The sequence below is a fragment of the Thioalkalivibrio sp. ALJ3 genome (assembly GCF_000377205.1).
Classification (GTDB): domain Bacteria; phylum Pseudomonadota; class Gammaproteobacteria; order Ectothiorhodospirales; family Ectothiorhodospiraceae; genus Thioalkalivibrio.
In genome coordinates this window covers 37,013-63,029 of sequence record NZ_KB897905.1, presented here as the reverse complement: position 1 = coordinate 63,029, position 26,017 = coordinate 37,013, and the positions used below count along the sequence as shown (strand labels likewise).

20 protein-coding genes and 4 tRNA genes are annotated in these 26,017 nt (G+C 64.6%); 19 read left to right on the top strand and 5 right to left on the bottom strand.

Translation table 11 applies throughout. From position 1 onward, the window contains the following. Nucleotide 1: 1 nt before the first annotated feature. The 11 genes from queC (at nt 2) to C935_RS0100250 (ending at nt 9,266) form a co-directional block, all read left to right on the top strand. Nucleotides 2-685 carry a 7-cyano-7-deazaguanine synthase QueC gene (gene queC, locus C935_RS0100300; RefSeq protein ID WP_018860522.1) on the top strand — a complete coding sequence of 228 codons (684 nt, stop codon included), beginning with the start codon at nt 2-4 and terminating at the stop codon, nt 683-685. 138 nt (nt 686-823) lie between these two features. Then, nucleotides 824-2,095 (top strand): YeeE/YedE family protein, encoded by a 1,272-nt coding sequence (locus C935_RS0100295; protein WP_018860521.1) that lies wholly within the window; start codon nt 824-826, stop codon nt 2,093-2,095. 144 nt (nt 2,096-2,239) lie between these two features. Beyond that, a tRNA-Lys gene (locus C935_RS0100290) sits at nt 2,240-2,315 on the top strand. 116 nt (nt 2,316-2,431) lie between these two features. Then, nucleotides 2,432-2,518 (top strand) — tRNA-Leu (locus C935_RS0100285). Nucleotides 2,519-2,603: 85 nt separating this feature from the next. Further along, on the top strand, nt 2,604-3,911 hold the full coding sequence (tig, locus tag C935_RS0100280; protein WP_018860520.1) for a trigger factor: 1,308 nt from the start codon (nt 2,604-2,606) through the stop codon (nt 3,909-3,911). Beyond that, a complete protein-coding gene (gene clpP, locus C935_RS0100275) occupies nt 3,908-4,585 on the top strand; it encodes an ATP-dependent Clp endopeptidase proteolytic subunit ClpP (protein WP_018860519.1) in 678 nt (225 codons plus the stop codon). Before tig ends, clpP begins: the two co-directional genes overlap by 4 nt. A 117-nt stretch (nt 4,586-4,702) precedes the next feature. Continuing rightward, nucleotides 4,703-5,980 (top strand): ATP-dependent Clp protease ATP-binding subunit ClpX, encoded by a 1,278-nt coding sequence (gene clpX, locus C935_RS0100270; protein WP_018860518.1) that lies wholly within the window; start codon nt 4,703-4,705, stop codon nt 5,978-5,980. 102 nt (nt 5,981-6,082) lie between these two features. Continuing rightward, on the top strand, nt 6,083-8,548 hold the full coding sequence (gene lon / locus C935_RS0100265; RefSeq protein WP_018860517.1) for an endopeptidase La: 2,466 nt from the start codon (nt 6,083-6,085) through the stop codon (nt 8,546-8,548). 251 nt (nt 8,549-8,799) lie between these two features. Next, nucleotides 8,800-9,072 carry an HU family DNA-binding protein gene (locus tag C935_RS0100260; protein WP_012981989.1) on the top strand — a complete coding sequence of 91 codons (273 nt, stop codon included), beginning with the start codon at nt 8,800-8,802 and terminating at the stop codon, nt 9,070-9,072. 11 nt (nt 9,073-9,083) lie between these two features. Beyond that, nucleotides 9,084-9,159: transfer RNA gene (locus C935_RS0100255), tRNA-Val, on the top strand. Nucleotides 9,160-9,189: 30 nt separating this feature from the next. Beyond that, nucleotides 9,190-9,266, top strand: a tRNA-Asp gene (locus C935_RS0100250). Nucleotides 9,267-9,430: 164 nt separating this feature from the next. On the opposite strand, the gene motB is transcribed toward C935_RS0100250, so the two are convergent. Further along, nucleotides 9,431-10,414 carry a flagellar motor protein MotB gene (motB, locus tag C935_RS0100245; protein ID WP_018860516.1) on the bottom strand — a complete coding sequence of 328 codons (984 nt, stop codon included), beginning with the start codon at nt 10,412-10,414 and terminating at the stop codon, nt 9,431-9,433. A 19-nt stretch (nt 10,415-10,433) separates the two neighbouring features. Then, nucleotides 10,434-11,285 carry a flagellar motor stator protein MotA gene (motA, locus tag C935_RS0100240; RefSeq protein ID WP_026278552.1) on the bottom strand — a complete coding sequence of 284 codons (852 nt, stop codon included), beginning with the start codon at nt 11,283-11,285 and terminating at the stop codon, nt 10,434-10,436. A gap of 109 nt (nt 11,286-11,394) precedes the next feature. Between motA and C935_RS0100235 the strand changes: the two genes are divergently transcribed. The 6 genes from C935_RS0100235 to C935_RS0100210 all read left to right on the top strand — a co-directional run bounded on the left by C935_RS0100235 (nt 11,395) and on the right by C935_RS0100210 (nt 20,637). Next, complete coding sequence (locus C935_RS0100235) at nt 11,395-12,768, top strand: HDOD domain-containing protein (RefSeq protein ID WP_018860514.1); 1,374 nt, start codon at nt 11,395-11,397, stop codon at nt 12,766-12,768. 155 nt (nt 12,769-12,923) lie between these two features. Continuing rightward, complete coding sequence (locus C935_RS0100230; protein ID WP_018860513.1) at nt 12,924-14,495, top strand: PAS domain-containing methyl-accepting chemotaxis protein; 1,572 nt, start codon at nt 12,924-12,926, stop codon at nt 14,493-14,495. 604 nt (nt 14,496-15,099) lie between these two features. Further along, on the top strand, nt 15,100-16,485 hold the full coding sequence (gene mgtE / locus C935_RS0100225; protein WP_018860512.1) for a magnesium transporter: 1,386 nt from the start codon (nt 15,100-15,102) through the stop codon (nt 16,483-16,485). Between the two features lie 78 nt (nt 16,486-16,563). Beyond that, entirely contained in the window at nt 16,564-17,214 is a 651-nt protein-coding gene (locus C935_RS0100220) for a TorF family putative porin (RefSeq protein WP_018860511.1), read from the top strand. A gap of 280 nt (nt 17,215-17,494) precedes the next feature. After that, nucleotides 17,495-19,087 carry a Na/Pi cotransporter family protein gene (locus C935_RS0100215; protein ID WP_018860510.1) on the top strand — a complete coding sequence of 531 codons (1,593 nt, stop codon included), beginning with the start codon at nt 17,495-17,497 and terminating at the stop codon, nt 19,085-19,087. Between the two features lie 68 nt (nt 19,088-19,155). Next, entirely contained in the window at nt 19,156-20,637 is a 1,482-nt protein-coding gene (locus C935_RS0100210) for an AMP nucleosidase (protein WP_018860509.1), read from the top strand. A gap of 20 nt (nt 20,638-20,657) precedes the next feature. Here the strand turns inward: C935_RS0100210 and ispG are convergent, their stop codons facing one another. The 3 genes from ispG to C935_RS0100195 all read right to left on the bottom strand — a co-directional run bounded on the left by ispG (nt 20,658) and on the right by C935_RS0100195 (nt 23,885). Further along, a complete protein-coding gene (ispG, locus tag C935_RS0100205) occupies nt 20,658-21,884 on the bottom strand; it encodes a flavodoxin-dependent (E)-4-hydroxy-3-methylbut-2-enyl-diphosphate synthase (RefSeq protein ID WP_018860508.1) in 1,227 nt (408 codons plus the stop codon). A 95-nt stretch (nt 21,885-21,979) separates the two neighbouring features. Beyond that, the gene (locus C935_RS0100200; RefSeq protein ID WP_018860507.1) at nt 21,980-23,074 is read right to left on the bottom strand and encodes a hypothetical protein; all 1,095 of its coding nucleotides are present in this window, start codon (nt 23,072-23,074) and stop codon (nt 21,980-21,982) included. Continuing rightward, nucleotides 23,055-23,885 carry a hypothetical protein gene (locus C935_RS0100195; protein ID WP_018860506.1) on the bottom strand — a complete coding sequence of 277 codons (831 nt, stop codon included), beginning with the start codon at nt 23,883-23,885 and terminating at the stop codon, nt 23,055-23,057. Before C935_RS0100195 ends, C935_RS0100200 begins: the two co-directional genes overlap by 20 nt. A 107-nt stretch (nt 23,886-23,992) precedes the next feature. Here C935_RS0100195 and C935_RS0100190 point away from each other — a divergent pair, with 107 nt between their 5' ends. Together C935_RS0100190 and C935_RS0100185 are read left to right on the top strand one after the other, a co-directional pair. Continuing rightward, nucleotides 23,993-24,631, top strand: a complete 639-nt coding sequence (locus C935_RS0100190) for a TIGR02281 family clan AA aspartic protease (protein WP_018860505.1) — start codon at nt 23,993-23,995, stop codon at nt 24,629-24,631. 57 nt (nt 24,632-24,688) lie between these two features. Further along, nucleotides 24,689-26,017: an MFS transporter gene (locus tag C935_RS0100185; RefSeq protein ID WP_018860504.1), complete on the top strand. Its 1,329-nt coding sequence runs from the start codon at nt 24,689-24,691 to the stop codon at nt 26,015-26,017.

The window sequence follows — 26,017 nt, the reverse complement described above, 5'->3', positions numbered from 1 at the left end:
GATGTCGCAACCGGAAAAGGCGGTGGTGCTGCTCTCGGGCGGGTTGGATTCGGCGACCTGCCTGGCAATGGCGCGGGCCGACGGGCTCGACTGCCATGCCCTGTCCATCGACTATGGACAGCGGCATCGCACCGAGCTGGACGCGGCCCGCCGAGTGGCCGCCTCCCAGGGCGTGCATGACCACCGCGTGGTCCGCGTCGATCTGACCGCGATCGGCGGCTCGGCGCTCACGGATGACGGGATTGCCGTACCTACCGAGGCGAGCGAGGGCATCCCCGTGACCTATGTGCCTGCTCGCAATACGGTATTCCTGTCATTGGCGCTGGGGCTTGCCGAGACCCTGGATGGGCGCTTGCTCTATGTGGGTGCCAATGCGGTGGATTATTCCGGCTACCCGGATTGTCGTCCAGCCTTCATCGATGCTTTCCGGAATCTCGCTCAGGTCGCTACCCGAGCCGGAGTCGAAGGCGTACGCTGGGAGGTACGTGCACCGTTGATGCACATGAGCAAGGCCGAGATCATCCGTGCCGGTGCGGGGCTGGGTGTGGATTATGCCCAGACCGTGAGTTGCTACCAGGCGGACACCGAGGGCCGCGCCTGCGGGTGTTGCGACAGCTGCCGTATCCGGCGGGAGGGTTTCTCAGCGGCTGGTGTCCCCGACCCCACCCCCTACCAGAGCCGCTGACGGCGAGAGGCTCTGATCCCGGGAGACGGCTCCGCGCCGGGAATGAAAAGGGGGTCGATCTCGTCTTGCGTCCGATGTATGCTGCGCACCCCATGGGTGCAGGCGTGCCCGAAAACCGATCAGTGAGAGGATACGTTGATGGAATTCTCCAGCTTTTCAACCGCGGCCATGATGTACCTGGGCGGGGCGTTCGTCCTCGCTTTCATCTTGGGTGCGGTCGCGAACAAGACCAACTTCTGCACCATGGGCGCGGTCTCCGACTGGGTAAACATGGGTGACACCGGGCGCATGCGCTCCTGGCTGCTGGCAATCGCTACGGCCATGCTGGGTGTGGCGCTGCTCGAGTTCTTCGGGGTGCTGAGCGCCGAGGGCTCCTTCCCTCCGTATCGCGGTGAAAACTTCAACTGGCTCGGGCACGTGCTGGGCGGTTTCCTCTTCGGTATCGGCATGACCTATGCGTCTGGTTGTGGTAACAAGACTCTGGTCCGGGTCGGTGGCGGCAACATCAAGTCCGTGCTGGTCATGATCATGATCGGAATCATGGCCTACCTGCTGACCAGTCGAGAGACCGTTTTTGGTACTGGCCAGACCCTGTTCCAGCTGCTGTTCGGCTGGATGGACGTCGTGTCCTTCCAGCTGGAAGGTGGCCAGGATCTCGGCTCCATCATCGCTGGCGAGAACGCCCTGGGCGCTCGCCTGGTGTTGGGCCTGGTGATCGGTGTGCTGCTGCTGGCCCTGATCTTCAAGGCCGCTGATTTCCGCAAGAGCTTCGACAACATCCTGGGCGGCCTCGTGGTGGGCCTGATGGTGATCGGTGCCTGGTGGCTGACCAGCAACATCCAGATCGACGATGGCATGGGCGGCATGTACACCGCCCAGGAATACATCCAGGAATGGGATTTCGTCGCTGATGCCGATGATGGCGAGCGCCCGGCACTGGCCGGTCCGTGGGCCAACCAGTCGTTCACGTTCGTGAATCCGATGGGCCAGAGCCTTGGGTATACCCTCGGTGGTTTTGATCGCACCCTGCTGTTCTTCGGTGTGATGGCGCTGGCCGGCGTGGTCCTCGGGTCGTTCTTCTGGGCCCTGGTCTCGCGCAGCTTCCGCATCGAGTGGTTCTCGTCCTTCCGCGACTTCGTCAACCACTTTATTGGCGGCATCTTGATGGGTGTCGGTGGCATTCTGGCCCTGGGCTGCACCATCGGTCAGGCGGTGACGGGGGTATCCACGCTGGCCCTGGGTGGCTTCTTCACCTTCGCCTTCATCGTGTTTGGCTCTGCCCTGACCATGAAGATCCAGTACTACAAGATGGTCTATGAAGAGGAGGCCACCTTTGGCAAGTCCCTGGTCACCGCCCTGGTGGACATGAAGCTGCTGCCGGGTGGCATGCGCAAGCTCGAGGCGATCTGATTGTCGACCACCGCGGGAGCCTTGCGTTTTCCCCGGTGGGCCGTAAACTACGCGGCGCGGCGGCCCGGGCAGTCCCGGGTACGCCGCGCGACAAGCAGGCCGGCGGGCGCCTTCGGTGAAGGTTCCCAGGCGGGCCGTAGACATGGGTCGTTAGCTCAGTTGGTAGAGCAGTTGGCTTTTAACCAATTGGTCGTAGGTTCGAATCCTACACGACCCACCATTATTCCCGGCCGCGGCAGCGCGGCCGGCACAAGGGCCCGCCTTCGCGGGCTTTTTGTGTTTATGGGGCGCGAACAGGCTAGAATGCGCGCCTTTATTGAACCATTGAACATGCACGCGAAAGTGGCGGAACTGGTAGACGCGCTGGGTTTAGGTCCCAGTGGGGTGAAACCCGTGAGAGTTCGAGTCTCTCCTTTCGCACCAATGTCCCGTGTATGCCCAGGCAGGCAGCCGGCGAGTGCTGCGGTCGGCAGGGATGACCGATTTTTGAACCATTGCGAGGCCCTTCATGCAAGTTTCCGTTGAAGCCACCGGCAACCTGGAGCGCAAGATGACCATCCAGGTCCCCCCCGAACGTGTCGAGACCGAAGTAGACAACCGCCTGAAATCGCTGGCCAAGCGCGTTCGGCTTGATGGCTTTCGCCCGGGCAAGGTCCCGTTGAAGGTTGTGCGCCAGCGTTATGGCGCCGGGGTCTATCAGGAGGTGCTGAGCGAAGTCCTGCAGGAGAGTTACCGCGAGGCCGTGCAGCAGGAGGGCCTGGAGCCGGCCGGGAACCCGAGTATTGAGCCGCAGAGTGTGGAGAACGGCCAGCCGATCGAGTTCACCGCGAGCTTTCAGGTCTTCCCCGAGGTCGAGGTGGCCGACTTCTCCGATGCCGAGATCGAGCGTCCGGTGGCCGAAATTGGCGAGGAGGACGTCGATCGTGTGATCGATTCCCTGCGCGAGCAGAACAAGGAATGGGCCGAGGTCAAGCGCAAGGCGAAGAAGGGTGATCGCATCACGCTGGACTTCGTCGGCAGCCTTGATGGCGAAGAGTTCGAGGGTGGCAGGGCCGAAGACTTCCAGGTGGAAGTGGGTGCCGGCCGCCTGATCGAGGATTTCGAGAAGCAGCTCAAGGGCGTGAAGACCGGAGAGGAGCCGACCATCGATGTCACCTTCCCGGACGACTACCCGGCCGAGAACCTGAAAGGCAAGACCGCGCAGTTCGCCCTGACCATCAAGAAGGTCGAGGGGCCCAAGTTGCCCGAGGTGGACGAGGAGTTCGCGAAGAAATTCGGCATCGAGGACGGTTCGGTCGAGAAACTTCGTGCCGACGTGCGGTCCAATATGGAGCGCGAGCTGAACCAGGCGCTGAAGGGCAAGGTCAAGAATCAGGTCATGGAGCTGATTATCGAGCGCCACGGCTTCGACCTGCCGGACGCCCTGGTGAAGTCCGAGGTCAATCGCCTGCGCGAGGAGGCGGAGAAGCGCTTCGGTGGTGCCCAGCAGACCCAGCCGCTCCCCGACAGCCTGTTCGAGGAAGAGGCCAAGCGCCGCGTGCGCTTGGGTCTGGCCCTGCGGGCCATCATCGACCAGAAGGGCTTCGAGGTGGACGCGGAGCGGGTCGAGCGCGACCTGGAAGACATGGCGGCCACGTACGAGGACCCGGAAGAGGTCAAGCAGTACTACCGCTCCAACCCGCAGGCGAAGAGCAACCTGGAATCACTGGTGCTCGAGGACCAGGTGGTCGACTGGATCGTTGATCAGGCCAAGGTCACCGAGAAGAAGACCAGCTTCCAGGACGTAATGAATCCGAACAAGGAGTCGACCGAATGAGCCACGACATGGCCGGTCAGGGGGCGCAGCATGCCCAGGGGCTGAATCTGGTCCCGATGGTGGTCGAACAGACCGCCCGCGGCGAGCGTGCCTATGACATCTACTCCCGGTTGTTGAAGGACCGGGTCATCTTCTGTGTGGGTCCGGTTGAGGACTACATGGCCAACGTAATCGTGGCCCAGCTGCTGTTCCTCGAGTCGGAAAACCCGGACAAGGAGATCAGCCTGTACATCAACTCCCCGGGTGGGGCGGTGACGGCGGGCATGGCGATCTACGACACCATGCAGTTCATCAAGCCCGAGGTGAGTACGCTGTGTGTCGGGCAGGCCGCGAGCATGGGCGCGGTCCTGCTGGCCGGTGGCGCGCAGGGCAAGCGCTACTGCCTGCCGCACTCGCGCGTCATGATCCACCAGCCGCTGGGGGGCTTCCAGGGGCAGGCGTCGGATATCGACATCCACGCCCGCGAGATCCTGAAGATCCGCGAGGAGCTCAACCGCGTGCTGGCCCATCACACCGGCCAGACCGTGGAGCAGGTGGAGCAGGATACCGATCGTGACCGCTTCATGACCGCGGCTGAGGCGAAGGATTACGGTCTGGTCGATAACGTCCTCTCCAGCCGCGGTGCGCCAGCATCCGGAGGCGACAAGGACGCCAGCAAGAAGGAAAAGGCCTGATCGCGCCATGTCCGGATCGCGAGCCGGATATACCGGACTCGCGCCCGGTCCGTTTGCAACGCGCCTGCAAACGGGGCATGTTTTGAGAAACCCTGACAGCGCAACCGAGGCATACGGATGAGCGACGACAAGACCCCCTCCGCCGACGGCAAGCTTCTGTACTGCTCTTTCTGCGGAAAGAGTCAGCACGAGGTGCGCAAGCTGATTGCGGGGCCCTCCGTCTTCATCTGCGACGAGTGTGTCGAGCTTTGCAACGACATCATTCGCGAGGAGATGCAGGAGGCGGGGCATACCGAGCGCGATTCGTTACCGAAGCCGCGCGAGATCCGCGAGATCCTGGACGACTACGTAATCGGACAGAACTCCGCGAAGAAGATCCTCTCGGTGGCGGTGTACAACCACTACAAGCGTCTTGAGGCCCGGGCCGGCAAGGACGACGTCGAGTTGTCCAAGTCCAACATCATGCTGATCGGCCCGACCGGCTCCGGCAAGACGCTGCTGGCCGAGACGCTGGCCCGGGTGCTCAACGTCCCGTTCACCATCGCCGATGCCACCACGCTGACCGAGGCCGGTTACGTGGGGGAGGACGTCGAGAACATCATCCAGAAGCTGTTGCAAAAGTGCGACTACGATGTCGAGAAGGCCGAAAACGGCATCGTCTACATCGACGAAATCGACAAGGTCTCGCGCAAGTCGGACAACCCCTCGATCACCCGCGATGTCTCGGGCGAGGGCGTGCAGCAGGCCCTGCTGAAGCTGATCGAAGGCACCACGGCCTCCGTGCCGCCGCAGGGCGGTCGCAAGCACCCGCAGCAGGAGTTTCTACAGGTCGACACCCGCAATATCCTGTTCATCTGCGGCGGTGCCTTCTCCGGTCTGGAGAAGATCATCCAGCAGCGTGCGGAGAAGGGTGGTATCGGATTTTCCGCTGAGGTCAGCTCCAAGGACGAGACCAAGAGCGGTGGCCAGTGGCTGAAACAGCTGGAGGCCGACGACCTGGTGCGCTACGGCCTGATTCCCGAGTTCGTTGGTCGCCTGCCCGTGCAGGCGACGCTGGACGAGCTGGACGAGGACGCGCTGATCACCATCCTGACCCAGCCGAAGAACGCCCTGGTCAAGCAGTACGCCCGCCTGTTCGACATGGAAGGCGTGGAACTGGAGTTCCGAGATGACGCCCTCTCCGCGATCGCCCACAAGGCGATGGAGCGCAAGACCGGGGCGCGTGGCCTGCGTACCATCATGGAGAACATCCTCCTCGACACCATGTACGAGCTGCCCTCGATGGAGGGGGTCAGCAAGGTGGTGATCGACGAGGCCGTAATCCGGGGTGACGCCGAGCCCTACCTGATCTACGAGAACGCCTCGTTCTCCAAGCAGGCCGCCGCGGACTCCTGAGGTTCCGCGGTCGGGTCCTGGGGGCTGGCATGGCCCCGGCTTGAAAAACGGTCAGGGCGACCCCATTTATCCCGTACATTCGCTTAGCCCTGAGGGGGCCACATGACCGACCAACACTCCTCCCAGAACGAGGTGGACTCCCCCGTCAAGCGTGTCGCGGTGCTGCCGCTGCGCGATGTCGTGGTATACCCGCACATGGTCATCCCGCTGTTCGTGGGTCGCGAGAAGTCGATCCGCGCGCTGGATTCCGCGATGGCGCAGAACAAACAGGTCCTCCTGGTCGCGCAGAAGAGCGCGGAGGTGGACGAGCCGGAGGCTGATGACCTGCACGAGATCGGCACTCTCGGCAATATCCTGCAGCTGCTGCGCCTGCCCGACGGTACCATCAAGGTGCTGGTCGAGGGCGCCCAGCGTGCGCGCGTGATGGACGTCTCCACCACCGGTGATTCCGAGAAGGAAGAAGACTACTTCACCGCCGATATCCGCATGATCGAGGAGGAATACGACACCGAGGAGAAGGAACTGGAAGTCCTCGGTCGCTCCGCACTCAATCAGTTCGAGCAATACATCAAGCTGAACAAGAAGGTCCCGCCGGAGATCCTGACCTCGCTGGCCGGGATCGACGATACCTCGCGTCTGGCCGACACGATTGCCGCGCACATGTCGCTGAAGCTCGAGGAGAAGCAGCAGGTCCTCGAGATCGCCAATGTGCGCGCGCGCCTGGAGCACTTGGTCGCCAAGATCGAGGGCGAGATGGACGTGCTGCAGATCGAGAAGAAGATCCGCGGCCGCGTGAAGCAGCAGATGGAGAAGTCCCAGCGCGAGTACTACCTGAATGAGCAGATGAAGGCCATTCAGAAGGAGCTGGGTGATCTCGAGGATGCCCCGAACGAGCAGGAAGACCTGGCCGAAAAGATCGAGCAGGCCGGCATGCCGGCGGAGGCCAAGAAGAAGGCCACCGCCGAGCTGAACAAGCTGAAGATGATGTCGCCGATGTCGGCCGAGGCCACCGTCGTGCGTAGCTACATCGACTGGCTGGTCAATGTCCCGTGGAAGAAGAAGACCCGGGTCAGTAAGGACCTTTCGCGTGCCGAGAAGATCCTCAACGAGGACCACTACGGCCTGGAAGAGGTCAAGGAACGCATCCTTGAGTATCTCGCCGTGCAGACCCGTGTACGCAAGCTCAAGGGCCCGATCCTGTGCCTGGTCGGTCCTCCGGGGGTTGGGAAGACCTCACTGGGAGAGTCCATCGCGCGGGCGACCAACCGCAAGTTCTCGCGCATGGCGCTGGGCGGCGTGCGTGACGAGGCGGAGATCCGCGGCCACCGACGGACCTACATCGGCTCGCTCCCGGGCAAAATTGTCCAGAACCTGTCCAAGGTCGGGGTGCGCAACCCGCTGTTCCTGCTCGACGAAATCGACAAGATGGCGATGGATTTCCGCGGCGATCCGGCCTCGGCGATGCTCGAGGTCCTGGACCCGGAGCAGAACCACACCTTCAGCGACCACTATCTGGAAGTCGACTACGACCTGTCTGACGTGATGTTCGTGGCCACGGCCAATTCCATGAATATCCCGGGGCCGCTGCTGGACCGCATGGAGGTCATCCGCCTGTCCGGCTACACCGAGGACGAGAAGGTGAACATCGCGCACACCTATCTGGTGCCGAAGCAGATCAAGACCAACGGCCTGAAGGCCGACGAGATCAATATCTCCGACGCCGCGGTGCGCGACATCGTTCGCTACTACACTCGCGAGGCGGGCGTGCGCGCCCTGGAGCGCGAGATCGCCAAGATCTGCCGCAAGGTGGTCAAGCAGCGCCTGCTGGCGAAGGGCAAGGACGCATCCCGCACCACGGCCGTCACGCCCAAGACGCTGGAAAAATACCTGGGTGTGCGGCGATTCCGCTTTGGTCTGGCCGAGGAAAACGACCAGATCGGCCAGGTGACCGGCCTGGCGTGGACCGAGGTCGGCGGCGAACTGCTGACGATCGAATCAACGGTGGTGCCCGGCAAGGGCAAGACGCAGCAGACCGGCAAGCTCGGCGATGTGATGCAGGAGTCGATCCATGCCGCGCTGACCGTCGTCCGCTCGCGTGCCGAATCCCTGGGGCTCGAGGAGAATTTCCACGAGAACAAGGATCTGCATATCCATGTGCCCGAGGGTGCCACTCCCAAGGACGGCCCATCGGCCGGTATCGCGATGTGCACGGCCATTGTCTCGGCGCTGACCGGTATCCCGGTACGAGCAGATGTGGCGATGACCGGCGAGATTACCCTGCGCGGCCAGGTGTTGCCGATTGGGGGCCTCAAAGAGAAGCTGCTGGCGGCCCATCGTGGAGGCATCCGCACGGTTCTGATCCCCGAGGAGAACGAAAAGGACCTGGTGGACATTCCGAAGAACATCAAGAACAAGCTCGATATCCGTCCGGTGCGGTGGATCGACGAAGTGCTCGAGGTTGCTCTCACCCACTTGCCCGAGGGCAAAAGTGGCGATGCGCCGACCAAGGTCGAGGAAGCCGTGAAGCCGTCCAAGGAATCAGGTCGGCGCCGTGTTCGACATCACTAAGTAGCGGATTTGCAATCATAACCGCGGCCCGAGGGTCGCGGTTTTTTGCGTCCTGGCGCACGGTGTTCCGCTAACGGCTGTGTAACGCTCGTTTGACACTTTTTCGAGGCCCTTGCTATAACCCCAATCGCATTATTTGATTCCCGGCTGGGCAAGCCCGCGACAGGATGGAGAACCCTCCCCGCGCTGGTGTAAGCTTGGCCTTCATCGGGCCGCAAGCCTGAGTCACCACTGAGATAAGGAAGCGCTTCATGAATAAATCCGAACTGATCGACGCGATCGCCGCAGAAGCCGATGTCCCGAAGGCCCAGGCCGGCCGCATGCTGGACGCCATGGTGACCGTGGTGGGCGATACACTGGCCAAGGGCGACCAGGTCTCCCTGGTTGGCTTTGGCACCTTCCTCGTCCGCGAACGCGAAGCCCGCACCGGTCGCAACCCGCGTACCGGCCAGTCCATCCAGATTGCCGCCTCCAAAACGCCTTCGTTCAAGGCTGGTAAAGCGCTCAAGGATCGCGTAAACTAGCGCGCTTTATCGGGTGCTTAGCTCAGTTGGTAGAGCGTCGCCCTTACAAGGCGAATGTCGGCGGTTCGAACCCGTCAGCACCCACCATGCAGCTGATCTGGCGGCATGCCGAAATCTGGAGCGGTAGTTCAGTTGGTTAGAATACCGGCCTGTCACGCCGGGGGTCGCGGGTTCGAGTCCCGTCCGCTCCGCCATACTTGAAAAAGGCGCCTTCGGGCGCCTTTTTCTTTGCCTGTATGTTGTCGAAATCCATCCGAGCGCGGAGGCTCCCCGGCGCATGTAAGAAGCGGTGGGATTGGCGTCCAGACTGAGGGATCGGACGGAGGCATCGTGCCATCTGCGGCAGATCCTCGGGTGTTTAGCTAGCGTCCGAATCGGTATCCAGCGGCAGGGGCAGGGGGTCGATCGTTGTGTCGGGCTCGTCGTCGCTCTCGCCGTTCGGGAAGGCATCGGCCTCAGGCGCATAGGCCTCACTCTCGAGGCTCTGGCGCATGGCTTCCTCGGCCTCCTGGTTGAGCACGATGATCGAGATGCGCCGGTTGATGGCCGCCTCCGGATCGTCGCGGTTGAACGGGACGCTGTCGGCCAGGCCCACGACCCGTGCCACCTGATCAGGCTCTGCGCCGCCCGCGATCAGCGCGCGTCGAGCCGCGTTCGCGCGATCGGCCGAGAGTTCCCAGTTGGAATAGTCTGCCCTGAGCAACGGACGGGCATCGGTATGACCGGTGATCGAGATGCGGTTGGGAACCTTGTTGATCAGGCTGGCCAGCTCGCGCAGGATCGCGTCGGCGTGCTCCAAGGGGGTGGAGCTGGCCGTGTCGAACATCGGTCGATTTTCGCGATCGATGATCTGGATGCGCAGCCCCTCCGGGGTGATATCGAGCAGCAGTTGATCCTTGTAGGGCTCCAGGGCCTGGCTCTGCTCCAGCGCCTCCTCCAGCGCCTCCTGCAGGGCTTCCAGGGCCTCCCGGTCGCGTGCCTCGGCCAGCTCGTCCAGGGTTTCTCCATCCAGCCCGGCCGGTGCATCCATGGCCTCGGGGTCCTGGATTAGTTCGGGCATGCCCTCGAAGTCGATCAGCGACGGATCCACGCCCGTCCCGTCTCCGGGGGCCTGACCGGGCGAGTGCGCCTCGCCCCTGAACGCGGAAGGATTCTGGAAGTATTCCGAGATGCCGGCGCGCTGTTCGGCGTCCAGGGCCACGAGCAGCCACAACACCAGGAAAAAGCCCATCATTGCGAGCGTGAAGTCGGCGAACGCGATCTTCCACGCGCCACCATGGTGGCCGGCCTGAACCACCTTCTTCTTGACGATGATCGGCTGGGTCTTGTCCTCGACGCCCATTGGGGTGATCCGGAGGCGGTCAGGCCCCCTTCACGTGCTCCTCGAGCTCGGTAAAGCTCGGACGCATGGCGCCTTCCATGGTCTTGCGACCGAACTCGACCGCAACCTGCGGGCTGTAGCCCTGGACGTTGGCCAGGATGCAGGCCTTGATGCACTGCAGGAACTTGGCTTCTTCCTGTGCGCGGGCTTCGAGGGCCGTCGAAGTCGGGCCGGCAAAGCCGTAGGCCAGCAGGATTCCGAGGAATGAGCCGACCAGGGCGGCCGCCACGCTCGAGCCGATCTCCTCGATGGAGCCGTCGAGCTTGCCCATGGTCATCACGATCCCCAGCACCGCGGCAACGATCCCGAAGCCGGGCAGGGCATCCGCGACGCGGTGCACGGCGTGGGCTGGCTTGTGGGATTCCTCGTGGTGGGTTTCCAGATCCAGGTCCATCAGGGCATCGAGCTCATGCGGGTTCATGCTGCCGGAGATGATCAGGCGCATGTAGTCCGTGATGAACTCCATGGCGTGGTGGTCGGCCATCACCCGCGGATGGGCCTGGAAGAGCTCGCTGTTTTCCGGCTCCTCAATGTCGTTCTCCACCCCCATCAGCCCTTCCTTGCGGGCCTTGGTGAACAGCTTGTACATCAGTGCGAGCAGGTCGAGGTAGTCGTCCGCCTTGTACTTGCTCCCCTTGAGCAGGCTGGGGATGGACTTGAAGACGGTGATGACGACGCGGGGCGGGTTGGCAATCAGGAATGCACCCAGCGCCGCACCCCCGATGATCCAGTATTCGTATGGCTGCCACATGACCCAAAGGTCGCCGCCATGAAAATAGTATCCACCGAAGACCGACGAGAATACGACGACGATGCCAAGAAAATACTTCACGTACGGGAACCCCGATTTTGTCGATAGGGCGAAAGTGACGTCGGCCACGCTTTCGCAATTGATATAGTGACGCCCATAACGATAACGACTCCCCTGCGCGAGGTACAGCATGTCCCAGGATGAGGGCACGCCCTACAGCGGTCAGGCACGCCGGCTGGCCGCACTCGACTGGCCGATCCTGGAAGCCAGTGACGCTGCGTTCTCCAACCCCGACGACCTGGTGCAGCGTTCGTTGCGGGAACTCGGCCAGTGGGCCGAGCGGGACCCCGGGCTGGCCCTGCGCCTGGTCCTGCGCGCCAATCGGTCGCGTCGCGGGCTGCGCCAGGAGGTTCATTCGGTTCCGGATGCCATCGCGATGCTGGGCCTGCAGAACGTCTGTGACGAGATCCGCATAGCCCCCCGGGTGGTCGAGGCCGTGCGCGAACCACAACGGTATCGGCAGGTGGCGGGCCAGTCGCGGCTGGCTGCGATGATCGCGGCCGATGTGGCGTACCGCCGCCGCGATGCCGAGCCCGCGGAAGTGGGACTGGCCGCCTTGATGAACCAGCTGGGCCTGTTGGGATTGCTGATCGAGGGAGAGCCGCGCATGGGACGGTTGCTGGCCATGCTCGAACTCAATGCCCTCCCGGACGAAGCCAGCTATGCCGCGCTGGGCTATGCGACCGACGACTTGTCGCGCGCGATGACCGAGGCGATGGCGCTGCCCGAGTTGGTGGTGGGCACGCAGCGCGCGGTCAATGCCGTCCATCCACGCGCCTTCGAGGTCATGGTGGCCAGTGCCCTGGCCTGGCAGATCATGCGCGGCATGGACACGGTGCGTGGTGATCGTGACCTGCGCCTGCTGGCCGGCTTGACCGGGGTCAACGAAAAGGTGGCCGCGGACCGGCTGTCCGAGATCATCGAGCGGTTCAATGAAGAGATCGCCGTGTACCGCCTCGAACCTCTGGATCCCGAAACACCTGGATCGGTCTGGCTGAAACCACGCCACCGTACACCCCTGGCACTTTGTCCGCGTGCCGACGTGCTGGAGGGGGGCCTGAACCGACTGCAGCACGAAGCGAACCGCGTGTCGAGGCTGCGGCGTATGCTGCGCGTGATGCAGTTTGGTCTCGGCTTGAATCGCGTTGTGTTCGCGGGCCTCTCACGTGATGGTGAATCGTTGCGGGCCGAGCACCTGGTGGGCACTTTGCATGAGCCAGAGTTCAGCCACTTCGTGATCCAGCGCTCCGCCCTGGGCCCGCTGGAAGCGGTGCTGGAGGATGATGCGCCGACATGGTGGGGGCGCCATTACCCGGGCGTGGAGCTTCCGGAGGCCATCCAGGCGCTTACCGGTGGAGTCGATGCCTTTTTTGCGCCGGTGCGTTACCGGGGGCAGGTGATCGGTATCGTGTACGCCGACCGTCGCAGTCGTCAGCATGCGCTCGACGACCGCGCATTCAGCGGCTTCTCTCGGGTGGTACGGGTTGCGTCGAGCGTTGAGTAGCCATTGTCCCGCATATGGCGGCGCCCCGAGCCGCCTCAAGACTCGTTGGTCGCGGCCGTTATATCGGTTGGCGCATATGTACCGTGCGCAGCGTGGCGTGGTGGCCTATTGCGCCAGAATCATCCCGGAACCGGAACAAAAGGACATCGTCCGTTATGCGTCAGAACCTTCCTGTCACCCAGACCGAGTATCCCCTGGACTCCCATGGCGACCTGATCTCGGCCACCGACGAGAAGGGCCGCATCCGTTACGCCAACGATGACTTCGTGACGGTCAGCGGCTTCGATTGCGAGGAGCTGGAGCATGCTGCGCACAACATCGTGCGCCATCCGGACATGCCGGAGGCGGCCTATGCCAATCTGTGGGAGACCCTGAAGGCCGATCGCCCCTGGATGGGGATCGTCAAGAATCGGCGCAAGAACGGCGATCACTACTGGGTCGATGCCTTTGTGACGCCGTCCTACGAGGGCGGGCGCAAGACTGGATACGAATCCGTGCGGGCGATCCCGGATCGCGAGCATGTAGGGCGCGCGGAGGCGGTATACGCGGGGCTCAACCGTGGACGGAGCTATACGCGGCGCTGGTACCACGGGCTCACCTGTCGCCTTGCCGGCACATGGCTCGCGGGGCTTGCCCTGGTGTTGGCCACACTGCTTCTGGTGCCGGATGTGACTTCTCAGATTGCCATTGTGGCCCTGGTTTTCGTCGCCGGTGGGGGCGTGACCTGGGCGCTGACCGCGGGCGTGCGTCAGGCTGTGCGCCGTGCGCGCGAGCAGTTCGACAATCCCGTGATGGAGGCGATCTACACCGGACGTCGTGACGACAGTGCGTCGCTGGAGCTGATCCAGTACTTCAACGAGGCGAAGCTGCGCACGGTCCTGGGCCGCATCGAGGACAAGGCCGATGCCGTGGCCGGTGACGCGCAGGCGATGGCCAGCAGCGTCGAGCAGACAGCCTCGGGCGTGGAGCGCCAGCAGAACGAGATCGACCAGGTCGCCACCGCGATGAACGAGATGAGCTCGACCATCCAGGAGATGGCGGGCAACTCCGCCCGTGCAGCCGAGGCGGCCAACCACGCCGAGAGAGAAACCGGAGCCGGTCAGGAGGTCGTGAACGACACAGTCGCCGTGATCAACCGCATGGCGGCCGAGGTCGAATCCACCGCGGAAAAGTTGGGCAAGCTGGAGGCGAGTACCGAGGAGATCGACAAGATCCTGAGCGTGATCCGCGAGATTGCTGAACAGACCAACCTGTTGGCGCTGAATGCCGCGATCGAGGCCGCCCGTGCGGGCGAGCACGGGCGTGGCTTCGCGGTGGTGGCCGACGAGGTGCGCTCCCTGTCGCAGCGCACCGACGAGTCCACGGTAACCATCCGCAATATGATCGAGAGCCTGCAGGATGGCGCGCGCGGGGCGATGTCTGCCATGCGCGCCAGTCAGGAACAGGCAGCCGACGGGGTGGAAAAGGCCCGGGCGGCCGGTGATTCGCTGACCACCATCCGCCAGGCCGTTGCCCAGATCACCGAGATGAACACTCAGATCGCCACGGCGGTGGAGGAACAAAGCGCGGTCTCCGAGGAGATCAACCGCAACGTGACCTCCATACGCGATGTGGCCAGTGAAACCGGATCGGTCTCGGTGCACGCGCGCGACGCCAGTGCGCGGATGCAGGCCGAGGCCGCCGAACTAAAAGCGCTGATCCAGCGTTTTGAACAAAAGGCCGGGTAAAAATGTTTATGTGTGGGGTTGCGAAAGTGAACGTGCGTCACTACAATCGCGCCCATCTTGAGTAGCAGAGGTCTGTCAATGGACTGTTGTCGATGGATGCATGATCGTCGGGCCGGTGGCCGGTACGAGCGTGCATATCGTTGCCAGCGGGGTCCCGCCACCCGGTAGTTCGGTGGTGTCCCCCGGTGTCAGCGATATGTGTGACTCCGGGGGGTGACAGATCGCTTCCCCCTTGCGCCCCTTGCGGGCGACTCCCTAGCCCTGCCCGTCCTGCGCCCGCCCGTGTGCGTGGCGCGCGGTCCCATGCCATTCGATGATGTTCCGCCTCTGCCCGGATTTCGGGCCGGTGCGTGCGTTGCTGTGCGCGCAGCGGAGTGGATTACACCCATAAACACCCAGCAGGAGGCCACCATGCCAGCGCCTGATGACGACGACCCCGGGTCTAGACCTGGCGTATCACTGCGGGGCAGTGAGAAAAGTAAAAGATTGTTTGTCTCGCTGATGGGGGTTTTGTAAAAGACCGCCACCAGCGGTCACGGGATTCTTTTGTCTTTTGTAATGCCCCGCGTGCGTTTTTGATTTTCTAAGCACAAGGAGCATTGCAATGAACGACAAGATCCTGGAAATGATTCATGCCGGCGACGTGGGGGCTGCCCGCGACGAGATGATCCATCCAGTCCCGGCCATCACCGCCAACCGCCTGTCGGAACTGGACCCGCGTTCGCGCTGGGTGATCCTGGAGGGTGTGGACACCAATGAGCGCCGCGCCATCTTCCTGGCGATGGATGACGAAGAGCAGGCGATCCTGTTCGAGCACATGCCCGAGCCGGAGGCCCGCGAGCTGGTCCAGAGCCTGCCGGCCTACACCCTGGCACGGTCCCTGACCCTGGTGGGCAAGTCCCTGGCGGACGACCTGCTGAATGCCCTGCCGGGGGCCAAGCGCGACAAGGTGCGCGCCCTGTGGCGGCAGGATGAGGACACCGTGGCCCGTGTGATGCGCCGCCCGGTGTTCTGGGTGACCCCGGAAGAAACCGTTGGTGAGGTCACCACCCGCCTGCGTGGGGATCGCAACATGCCGGACGATGTCGGGGCGGCGCTGCTGATCACCGATCGCGACCATCACTACCAGGGGCTGGTGCGCCTGGGCCGCATGTTCCGCGCGGAGCCCGGCCAGGCGGTTGGTGAGCTGATCGAGCTGGAGGACTTCTGCACCACGCCCGATGGTGACAAGGTCGAGGCCGCCCGCCTGCTGCAGCGCACGGATCTGCCGTACCTGCCGGTGGTGGATGCCGATGGCGTGCTGGTGGGTGTGCTGCGCATCGATGACGCGATGGACGTACTTGAAGAAGACACCTCGGAGGACTTCTACAAGAAGGCGGGGATTGGAGACCTGCTGCACCACAAGGATGTGGTGCGCTCGGAGAAGCTGACCTCCGGCGGGATCGGCTATGCGGTCAAGGTGCGCATGGCCTTCCTGATGGTGACGCTGGCTGGCGGTCTGGCCGTGGGCGGGGTGATCGACTTCTTCGAGGACACCCTGGCGGCGGTGGTCGCGCTGGCCATCTTCATCCCGCTGGTGATGGACATGGGCGGCAACGTGGGCACGCAGTCGACCACGATCTTCGCCCGCGGGCTCGCCCTGGGGCATATCAACCTCGGACGCTTCTTCCGCGCGCATCTGGTCCGCGAGGGGGGCGTCGGCCTGGCCATGGGGGTTGTGATGGCCGTCATCGCCGGTACCATCGCCCACTTCTGGCAAGGTGCGCCGAACGGCATCCCGGAGCTGGGCATCGTGGTTGGCGTGGCGCTGTTCGTCTCGGTGTTCACCGCGTCGATCCTGGGCTTCCTGCTGCCCTGGGTGCTGCTGAAGGTCGGCGTGGATCATGCACCTGGCGCGGATCCGTTCATCACCACCATCAAGGATTTCACCGGCTTGGCCGTGTATTTTGGCATGGCCGCCTGGCTGCTGAGCGCACACATGCCGGTGTAATCCCGGAAAGTACGAACCGTACTGCCGGGGACCGATTCCGGCAGCGTGCCTGATAACATTCTTGAAAGGGGAATCGACATGAACCATCGTAACTTCCATTGCGGCGCACTGGCCGTGGCCGGGGTGTTGGCCCTCGGCATCCCGGCGGCCCAGGCCACCGAGACCGAATTCAACATCGGCGTGTTCACCGACTACATCGACGATGGCGCTTCCAAGTCCGATAACGACCCGGTGGTGCAGGGCGGCTTCGAGCTGGGCTTCCCTACCGGCGTGTTCACCGGTGTACAGGCATCCACCCTCGGTAGTGGGCGAGGCACCGAGGTTGTGCCGTTCGTCGGCTATGGCTTCGATGCTGGCCCGATCGGCATCGAGTTCGGCTACGAGTACTTCCACTACTCCAGCCTGGACGACGAAGACGAGGGCGAGCTGTTCCTGGGCGCGGACTGGGGGCCACTGTTCGCCGAGGTGGCGTATGTCGCGCACGCCGACGATCGCGATGCCGAGGGAAGCCGCGTCTGGTTCGTCGGGGCCGGACACGAAGTGGCCCCGCGCACCGAACTCTTCGGCGGGCTTGGCTACGACGATCCGGCCGACGACAACGGCGCGAAGTTCTGGGAACTGGGTGCGGCGCACGTGACCGACTTCGGCACCTTCTCGCTGACCTACGCCTCGCGCGACGAGAGCGGTGCCCAGGACCTCTTCGTGGCCGGGTACACTCTGAGTTTCTGACGCGTCCGAGCAGGGCATTGACCAGCGGGCCGTCTTCCGAGCCTAAGAGCCGGGAAGCGGCCCGTTTTCTTTTTCTCCCCGTGGCAGAAGAAGAAGGCTTTGGTGACGACCAAGGGAGCGCCGATCCGGTCCTTCGGGGCGGGCCGCCTTTCCCGCGTCGCTCAATGACCGATGGGTCCCGGGCCGGCGGCGGGAATACCTTCGCAGGGGGCCTCAACGCCGTTGTCCCCGGTCTCTGGCAGGTCGTGATCCGAGTGCGAACTGCAGCACAGGTACGGTGATGGAAACGATCAATCTCGTAGCAGGTGTCCTGCTGATCCTGTTCGGCCTGCGCTTCCTGCGCAAGGGCTTCGCACGGGCGATGGGTGGGGACCTGATCGATTGGTTGCAGGGTTTTACCCGCACCCGCCCCCGCGCATGGGTCGGCGGCGTCACCGGCGGCGTCGTGATGCCCTCGTCGACGGCTGCGGCCATGCTTTCGGTGCAGATGACCCGCCGCGGGAATGTCGCCTGGGAAAATGTGCTCGCGGTTCTGCTGGGGGCGCAACTGGGCACGACGGCGCTGATCCAGGTGCTGTCCTTCGACCTGCAGGCGTTCGCCGGCCTGTTCGTCGCTGTGGGTGCGATACTGTTCCTGTACGTCGAGGCTCCCCGACCGCGTGGACTTGGGCAGGCACTGCTGGCGTTCGGTTTCATGCTGCTGGGGATGGGACTGTTAAGCGAGGCTGCGCGCTCCCTCGGAAGCGATCCCGCCGTGGTCAATCTCTTCGCTGCCCTGGGACAGCTCCCCCTGCTGTTCCTGATCGGCGCCGCGCTGCTGACGCTGCTGATGCAGAGCGCTACGGCGTCGATTGCGCTCGCGCTCGCGCTGGTCGCCAGCGGCCAGGTGGACCTGACGATGCTGCTGCTGTGGGTGCTGGGTGCGAACATCGGTCTGGTGCTGACGGTACTGGTCGCTGGCTGGGGCGATCTCCAGGGGCGCAGACTCGGCCTGGCCAGTTTACTGGTCAAGGGGCCGCTGGTCGTCGCGCTCACCGCCGCACTGCTCAACGTTCCCCTGGCATCGCTGGAGACGCTGCCCGGTGCACTCCCGCAGCAGGCGGCCTGGGGGCATACGCTGTTTAACCTGGCCGCCTGTGCGGCGATTCTGTTCGCCACCGTGCTGGGCCGCTGGGTCCGTGTCCTGGTTCCCGAGCCGGCCGCCGAACCCTCCGGCGCCACGAGTCTCGATCCGTTGCTCTTGCAGAATCCGGCCCTGGCCCTCAACGCCGTGCTGCGTGAAACGCTGAAGGTATTCGACCAGCTGCACCTGATCCGCGAACGGGCGATGCTCGCGCTGTCCGAGGGTGCGCTTCCGCCCGGGCTCAAGACGGAGATGGATCATCGGCGGTGGCAGATCCTGGAGGTTCGCGACGAGCTGGTGGAGTTCCTGGACGGAATCCCCGACGACGCACTGGATGAAGAAGACCAGGTCCTGAAGGAGACCCTGGATGACTTCATGCGCGAACTGCCGGTCATCGTGCGCACGCTGGGTCCGAACCTCTACGAGGATGTCGAGCGCCTCGTGCGGACACATCCCAACGCGCTGGACGCCGCGCGCCCGGTGTTGGCCGAGGCCGCGACGCGGCTCTCGCAGCAGATGAACACCGTGGCGCGGATGCTGATGCGCGAGCGCCCCGAGTTTGGGCGCAAGATCCTGGAACGCAAACAGGAGAACAGCCGCTGGCTGATCCAGGCAAAGCGCACGCAGATCGGCCTGCCGTACCCGGTCTGGGAGATCCTCGATGACTTCCAGCAACTCAATCGCCGTCTGAGCGGCGTCGCGTACATCTACTGCCGCAACGAACCGGAGGTCGAGGCGCTGGATACGTAAGCATGCTTGTTACCGAGCTGATGCGATTCAGGTACCGAGGCACTGGCCAAACAGAAAGGAGAATCCGGATGACGCCGAACAGCCCGCCTGCCATCCTGACACCTGCGGCGTCCGAGTTTCGTTCTTTTACGGATGCCGACCAGGCGGTCGCCTGCCTGGAAGAGCTCTACGCGAACGCAACACAATTTCTTGTCGAGGCATTTGAGGGTCTTTCCAGCGGTGAGCCGCCGGCTGCCCGTTTCAGGGCTTGCTATCCGGAAATCCGTTTTGCCACCTCGCGCTTCGATCCGATCGATTCGCGCCTGAGCTTCGGTCACGTGACGGAACCGGGTACCTATACAACCACGGTGACCCGCCCGGACCTGTTCCGGGATTACCTGCATCAGCAGATCACGTTGCTGATGCAGAACCATGGTGTCCCGGTCAGTATCGGCCCATCCACCACGCCGATACCCCTGCAATTTGCCATGGCCGGCAGGGGTGAGGTGAAGCCGCTGGAGCATGACGGGCAGGAACGCTCGCTGCGCGATTATTTCGATGTGCCGGATCTGGCCACCATGAATGACGAGGCCGCCAATGGTGACGCCGTGGCACGCGAGGATGGCTCACTGCCGCTGGCCCTGTTCAGTGCGCAACGGGTGGATTATTCGCTGGCGCGGATTGCGCATTACACGGGCACTGCGCCCGAGCATTTCCAGAACCACGTCCTGTTCACCAATTACCAGTTCTACATGGACGAATTCGAGGCCTTCGCCCGCGCACAGCTGAGCGATCCCGACAGCGGCTACACCGCGCTGGTGGCGCCGGGAGATATCGTAATCACCGATCCCGACGCACCGGTCCCCGCACAGGCCCGCCTGCCGCAGATGCCGGCCTACCATCTGCAGCGACCGGGCTACGCAGGGGTGACGCTGGTCAATATTGGTGTCGGGCCATCGAATGCGAAAACCGCGACCGACCATATCGCCGTCCTGCGTCCGCGTGCCTGGCTGATGGTGGGTCATTGCGCCGGGCTGCGAAGCTCTCAGGCGCTGGGCGATTTCGTGCTCGCCCATGCCTACCTGCGCGAAGACCACGTGCTCGATGCCGATCTGCCCGTATGGGTGCCGATTCCGGCTTTGGCCGAGATTCAGATCGCGCTTCAGGATGCCGTGGCGGAGATCACGCAGCTCGAAGGCTACGACCTGAAGCAGATCATGCGCACCGGAACGGTCGCCACCATCGACAATCGGAACTGGGAGTTGCGGGAGCAGTCCGGGCCGGTGCAGCGCCTCAGCCAGTCACGGGCGATCGCCCTGGATATGGAAAGCGCAACCATCGCGGCCAATGGATTTCGTTTTCGCGTCCCCTACGGGACGCTGCTGTGCGTATCCGACAAGCCGCTTCACGGTGAACTGAAACTGCCAGGCATGGCGTCGAGCTTCTACCGAACACAGGTGTCCCGCCACCTGCAGATCGGGATTCGCGCAATGGAGTTGCTGCGCGACATGCCCATCGAGGAGATCCACAGCCGCAAGCTGCGTTCCTTCAACGAAACGGCGTTCCTGTAGCGCCTCGAGATAGTGGTGCGTCAGGCGGTCTGGCCGTAGCGGCGTTCGATGTAGGCCTCGACGCGGGCCTGGAATTCCTCGGCGATACGTTCGCCCTTGAGCGTCACGGTCTTCTCGCCGTCCTCGTAGACCGGGGCCACCGGTTGCTCGCCGGTGCCGGGCAGGGAGATGCCGATGTTGGCGTGCTTGCTCTCGCCGGGGCCGTTGACCACGCAGCCCATTACCGCAACGGTCATCTCCTCCACGCCGGGGTACTGCTGCTTCCAGTTCGGCATCTGCTGGCGGATGTAGGACTGGATGTCCTGTGCCAGGTGCTGGAAGTACTCGCTGGAGGTGCGGCCGCAGCCGGGGCAGGCAACCACCGACGGCAGGAAGCTGCGCAGCCCCATACTCTGCAGGATCTCCTGGGCGACCAGGACCTCCTTGGTACGGTCGCCGCCGGGTTCCGGGGTCAGCGAGATGCGGATGGTGTCGCCGATGCCCTGCTGCAGCAGCACGGCCAGCGCGGCGGTGGAGGCGACGATGCCCTTCGCACCCATGCCGGCCTCGGTCAGCCCGAGGTGCAGCGGGTAGTCGCAGCGCGCGGCCAGGTCCTGGTAGACGCTGATCAGCGGCTGCACGCCGCTGACCTTGGCCGACAGGATGATGCGGTCGTGGGCCAGGCCGATGCGTTCGGCTTCGGCCGCACTCTCCAGTGCCGAGGCGATCAGCGCCTCCTGCATCACCGCCTCGGGCACGGCCGGCTCGGTACGCTGGCTGTTCTCGTCCATCATGCGTGCGAGCAGGGCCTGGTCCAGACTGCCCCAGTTCACGCCGATCCGCACCGGCTTGTCATAGCGGATCGCGGTCTCGATCATCGCGGCGTACTGGGCGTCGCGCTTCGAGCCGCGGCCGACATTCCCGGGATTGATGCGCAGCTTGGCCAGCGCCTCGGCGCACTCCGGGTACTTGGTCAGCAGCTTGTGGCCGTTGAAGTGGAAGTCCCCGACCAGCGGCACCTCCAGCCCCATCGCCTCCAGCCGCTCGCGGATCTCCGGCACGGCCTTTGCCGCATCCTCGGAGTTGACCGTGATGCGCACGACCTCGGAGCCGGCGCGCGCCAGCTCCGCCACCTGCACGGCGGTGCGCAGGGCGTCGGCGGTGTCGGTGTTGGTCATCGACTGCACCATCACCGGGGAATCACCACCGACGGTGACAGGGCCGATGCGAACGGGGACGGTCTTGCGGCGGGCGGGGGTCGTGTTCATGTTGAGCTACGCAGGGGCGGGAAAACGGTGCGCGGAGTGTAACGCAGGCCCCGCCCGCTGCCGAGACGCCGCAGGCGCGACGGGGTTGCCCCGGTTCACGGATTCATGGCCGCCTTCCACGGCTGGAAAGTCTTGTCGATGGCCTCGCGGCTGGCGGTGTGGCGTGTCTTGACATGCTCGGCAATGGCCTGCTGCCAGGTCAGGCGGGTCTCGGTGTGCAGGGCGTCCAGGGCCTCGTGCAGGGCGGCTTCGAGGTCCTCGCGGTGGCGCGCCTCGTCGATCCGCAGCAGCACCCAGTCGGTCCCGACCCAGGCCGCGCCGGCGGCCGCGATCCCGCAGCCCAGCGAGACCGGGCCGCTCCAGGCGCAGATGCCCGCGCCCAGGGCCCCAGCGCGCCCGGCCCGGGTCAGTGCCGCACCGCCACTGCGCGCTGCCTGGGCGGCCAGCCGGGCCTGCACCGCACGGGCGATCAGCGGGGTGGCCAGCCCCGTCCCGGCAGCGGCCGTGGCTGCCAGGCCCGCGCGCTGTTCCAGCCGGGCGAGATCCGCATCCATCGCACTGGCCAGTTGTTGGGCCCGCTCGATGCGCGCGTGCTGTTCGATCGGGGATTGCAGGGCCGCTGGCGTGGCGGGTACGCGTGCGTCGGCCATCTCGCGTGTCAGGGCGATGCGCCAGGCATCCCGGACCTTGCGCTGATCCTCGTCCAGACCCCATTGCGCCCGTTCGGCCAGTGCCTGAAGGGGGCCATCCCAGAGGTCTTCCGGCAGCAGTTTGTCGCGCAGGGCCCGTGTGGCCGCGTCGTCTTCTGCCGTACCCAGCCACTGGGCGCCACGGAGCAACAGGCGCTGATACTCCGCACCCAGCGAGAAGTACCAGTCCGCGACCTCGGGCACGCGGTCGTGCAGGGTCTGGAAATGCTGGTCCAGCTCCTGATCAATCCGGGTTTGCCACTGGGCTCGGACCTGCTCGTCACCGGCCTCCAGCCACTCCAGCGAGAAGCGCTCCAGGCGGCTCAGCCGGTCGCGGTCGAGCCGATAGCGCTCGCCCTCGAACTCCAGCTCGACATGTGCCTGATCATCCCACTGGCGTGGCTCGTGGCGGTCGACCTGGGCCAGGAACGCGGCCGCCGCGAGGGCGGTCAGCGCGAACCAGACCAGGGTCCGCAGGAGTCTACGGTTGCGCGGGGTCATCGCCGGGATCACGGGGCGGGAACAGCCCGTTGGCCAGCAGCAGGAAGCCGGCGGCCAGGAATGCCTGTTCGATCAGCAGCAGCGACCAGGCCACCAGCACCGGCAGCGGCTGGGCGCCAGGCGGCAGCCACTGCTGGCCGAGCCACAGGCGCAGCCCGTCCTGGGCCGCGGCCAGTTGCAGCCCGATCTCCAGCACGGCGCTGCGGGCCCCCTCGTGCTCCACCATGAACCAGATCACCTGTTCCAGCGAGGTGCCGGACAGATCCGGATACCAGCCGCGCAGAGCAAGCACCAGCAAAGCCAGCGTCAGCCCTCCGCCGGTAATCCACAAGGCGCCGCGCCGGGCCAGCTCCGGGGCCAGACGCGGGTGTGCGTGACCGGCGATCAGCCGGGCAAAGACGGCCTCCAGCACGACGAGTGTCAGCCCGCCCGCGACCAGGACCGCCCAAACCGCTGGGGTCTGGATGCGGGCCAGTGCCAGCACCAGAAGCCCGCCCAGCAGGGCGCCAGCAAGCAGATGGCGCAGCGCCATCAACGGGCCGCCGCGCAGGCGCTCGCTCCATGGGCTTCCCGCATCCAGATAGCCGCGCAGGAATGCCGCCCGGCGCAGACGGTGGCGGCGAAACCCGCCGTAGCCGATCAGCAGGGTCGCCCCGATCCACAGGGCCAGGATCACCGCTTCGGGTGCCACGCGCAGGTTCAGGTGGAGCAGCCACAGCCCCATCAGCAGGAGCACCAGCGTGAACAGCTGGCGGGCGGCGGTGGCTGGTGCCCGGGCGGGCGCCGCGGCGGACGGGGCGTTGGCAGACATGTGTGGCTCCGCAAGGGGTGTCTCCCGATGGTAGCAAGCGCCGGCGTCGCGCGATGCAGGGAGAAGCCGTTCTGGTTCGGTTCAGGTGGTCAGGGTATAACCGGGGCATGCCACGCATCGTCGTCATCATCCTGCTTTGTCTGCTCACTGCGCCAGTCGCGGCGGAGGAATGGCAGCTACATGCCGTGTTCGGCAACCAGATTGTGTTGTCGGTCGACGGGGAGCGCGCCCTGGTCGGCGAGGGCGAGACGGGGCCGGGCGGGGTGCGGGTGCTGCGCATCTCCGGCAGTGGCGCGGTGGTCGAGCGCGACGGCGAGCGCCGCGAATTGCAGGTGGAGCGACGCCCTCGCGGCGCTGGCGCTCCTCGATCCGACCGGCGTGGCGCCGGCGTTACCGTAAATCGGGATTCGGCGGGCGAGCACGCGGTTACCGGAGGGGTCAACGGCCACGCGGTGACCTTCGTGATCGATCCCGAGGCTGAGCTGGTGCTGCTGCGCGAACGCGATGCCCGGCGCGCGGGGCTCGATCCGGATCGTGGGGAATCAATCCGGGTTGAGCGTGCACGCGGCACGGTGGAGGGGCGTTCCTTACGCGTTGACCGCCTGCAACTGGGGCATCTGGCCCGCGATGACGTCCCGGTGATCGTCCTGGCCGACGGGGATTTGCCGCGCTCGCGGTTGGGCCAGGCGTTTCTGGACGCCTTCGAAGTCGAGCTCGAAGGCGGGGCCTACACCATCCGGCCGTAAGCTCACTGCCGGGTGGATTCGCGTTAGGATGCGGCAAACCACCACCCCTGATCCCCTATGCCGCTGATCCGGCGTCACCCCGTCGATGCCCCCGCCCCGCGCCGCGAGATCTTCGGCTGGGCGATGTTCGATTTCGCCAACCAGGCCTACACGCTGCTGATCATCACGGTGATCTTTGGCGACCTGTTTACCCGCATCATCGTCGGTGACGGGCCCGACTACCGCCTGGGCAATTTCCTGTGGAGTTTTGCACTGGCGACCAGCTACGCGATGGTGGTCATCGCCGCACCGTTTGCCGGGGCGGTCATGGATGCCACGGCCTCGCGCAAGCGCTTCCTGATGGCCTCCTGGATGCTGACTGTGGTGACCACGGCGATGCTCTACTTCGTCGAGCCGGGGCTGGTGATCTTCGGCATGGCGCTGATCATTGCCTCCAACTTCGGCTACGCGATTGGCGAGTCGTTCATTGCCAGCTTCCTGCCCAGTCTCGGGCCGCCGGAGAAGCTGGGCTGGATCTCGGGGCTTGGCTGGGGCATGGGCTATGTAGGTGGGCTGATCGCCACCGCTTTCGCCCTGGGGCTTCTGGGCGAGGTCAGCGAGGAGAATTTCGAGCGCATCCGCTGGGTGGGGCCTTTCGCCGCGGCGTTTTTCCTGATCTCGGCGATCCCGACCTTCCTGTTCCTGAAGGAACGGGGCACGCGTCGGCGGATGCGTCGGCGACTGCAACTGGGGCTGGGCTGGCGCCGTGTGCGCGAGGCGCTGGTCACCCTGGGTCAGCGCCGCGAGCTGCGGGCGCTGTATGTGTCGATCTTCTTCATGATGGCCGGAATTTTTATCATCATCTCCTTCACGTTCATCTATGGCGCGCAGGTAATCGAATGGGACGAGCCGGTGCGCATCGCGATGTTCGTGATCACCCAGATCACGGCGATCATCGGAGCGATCGGTTTTGGCTTCCTGATGGACCGCGTGGGTCCGGTGCGCATCTACCGCATCACCCTGGCGCTGTGGGCGCTGGCGGTGCTTGCCATCTTCGGCACCACGACCATCGCGCAGTGGCTGAGCGCACTGCTCGGCCAGCCGGTGGAGGCTCAGATGGTGTTTCTCGGGGTCGGGATCCTGGCCGGGCTTTGTCTGGGATCCGCCCAGTCGGCCGGGCGTGCACTGGTCGGGATGATGGTGCCGGTACGCGAGGCCGGGCGCTGGTTCGGGTTCTGGGCGCTGTCGGCACGCGCAGCCGCGATTTTCGGGCTGGCCGGGATCGGCCTGCTGCAGGCCTGGCTGGGTCTGGCCAATGCGATCCTGTTCTGTCTGTTCCTGTTCGTGGCCGCGCTGCTGGCCTCGACTCCGGTGCGCCTCCCGCAGCGGGCCCGGCGGTACGAATAA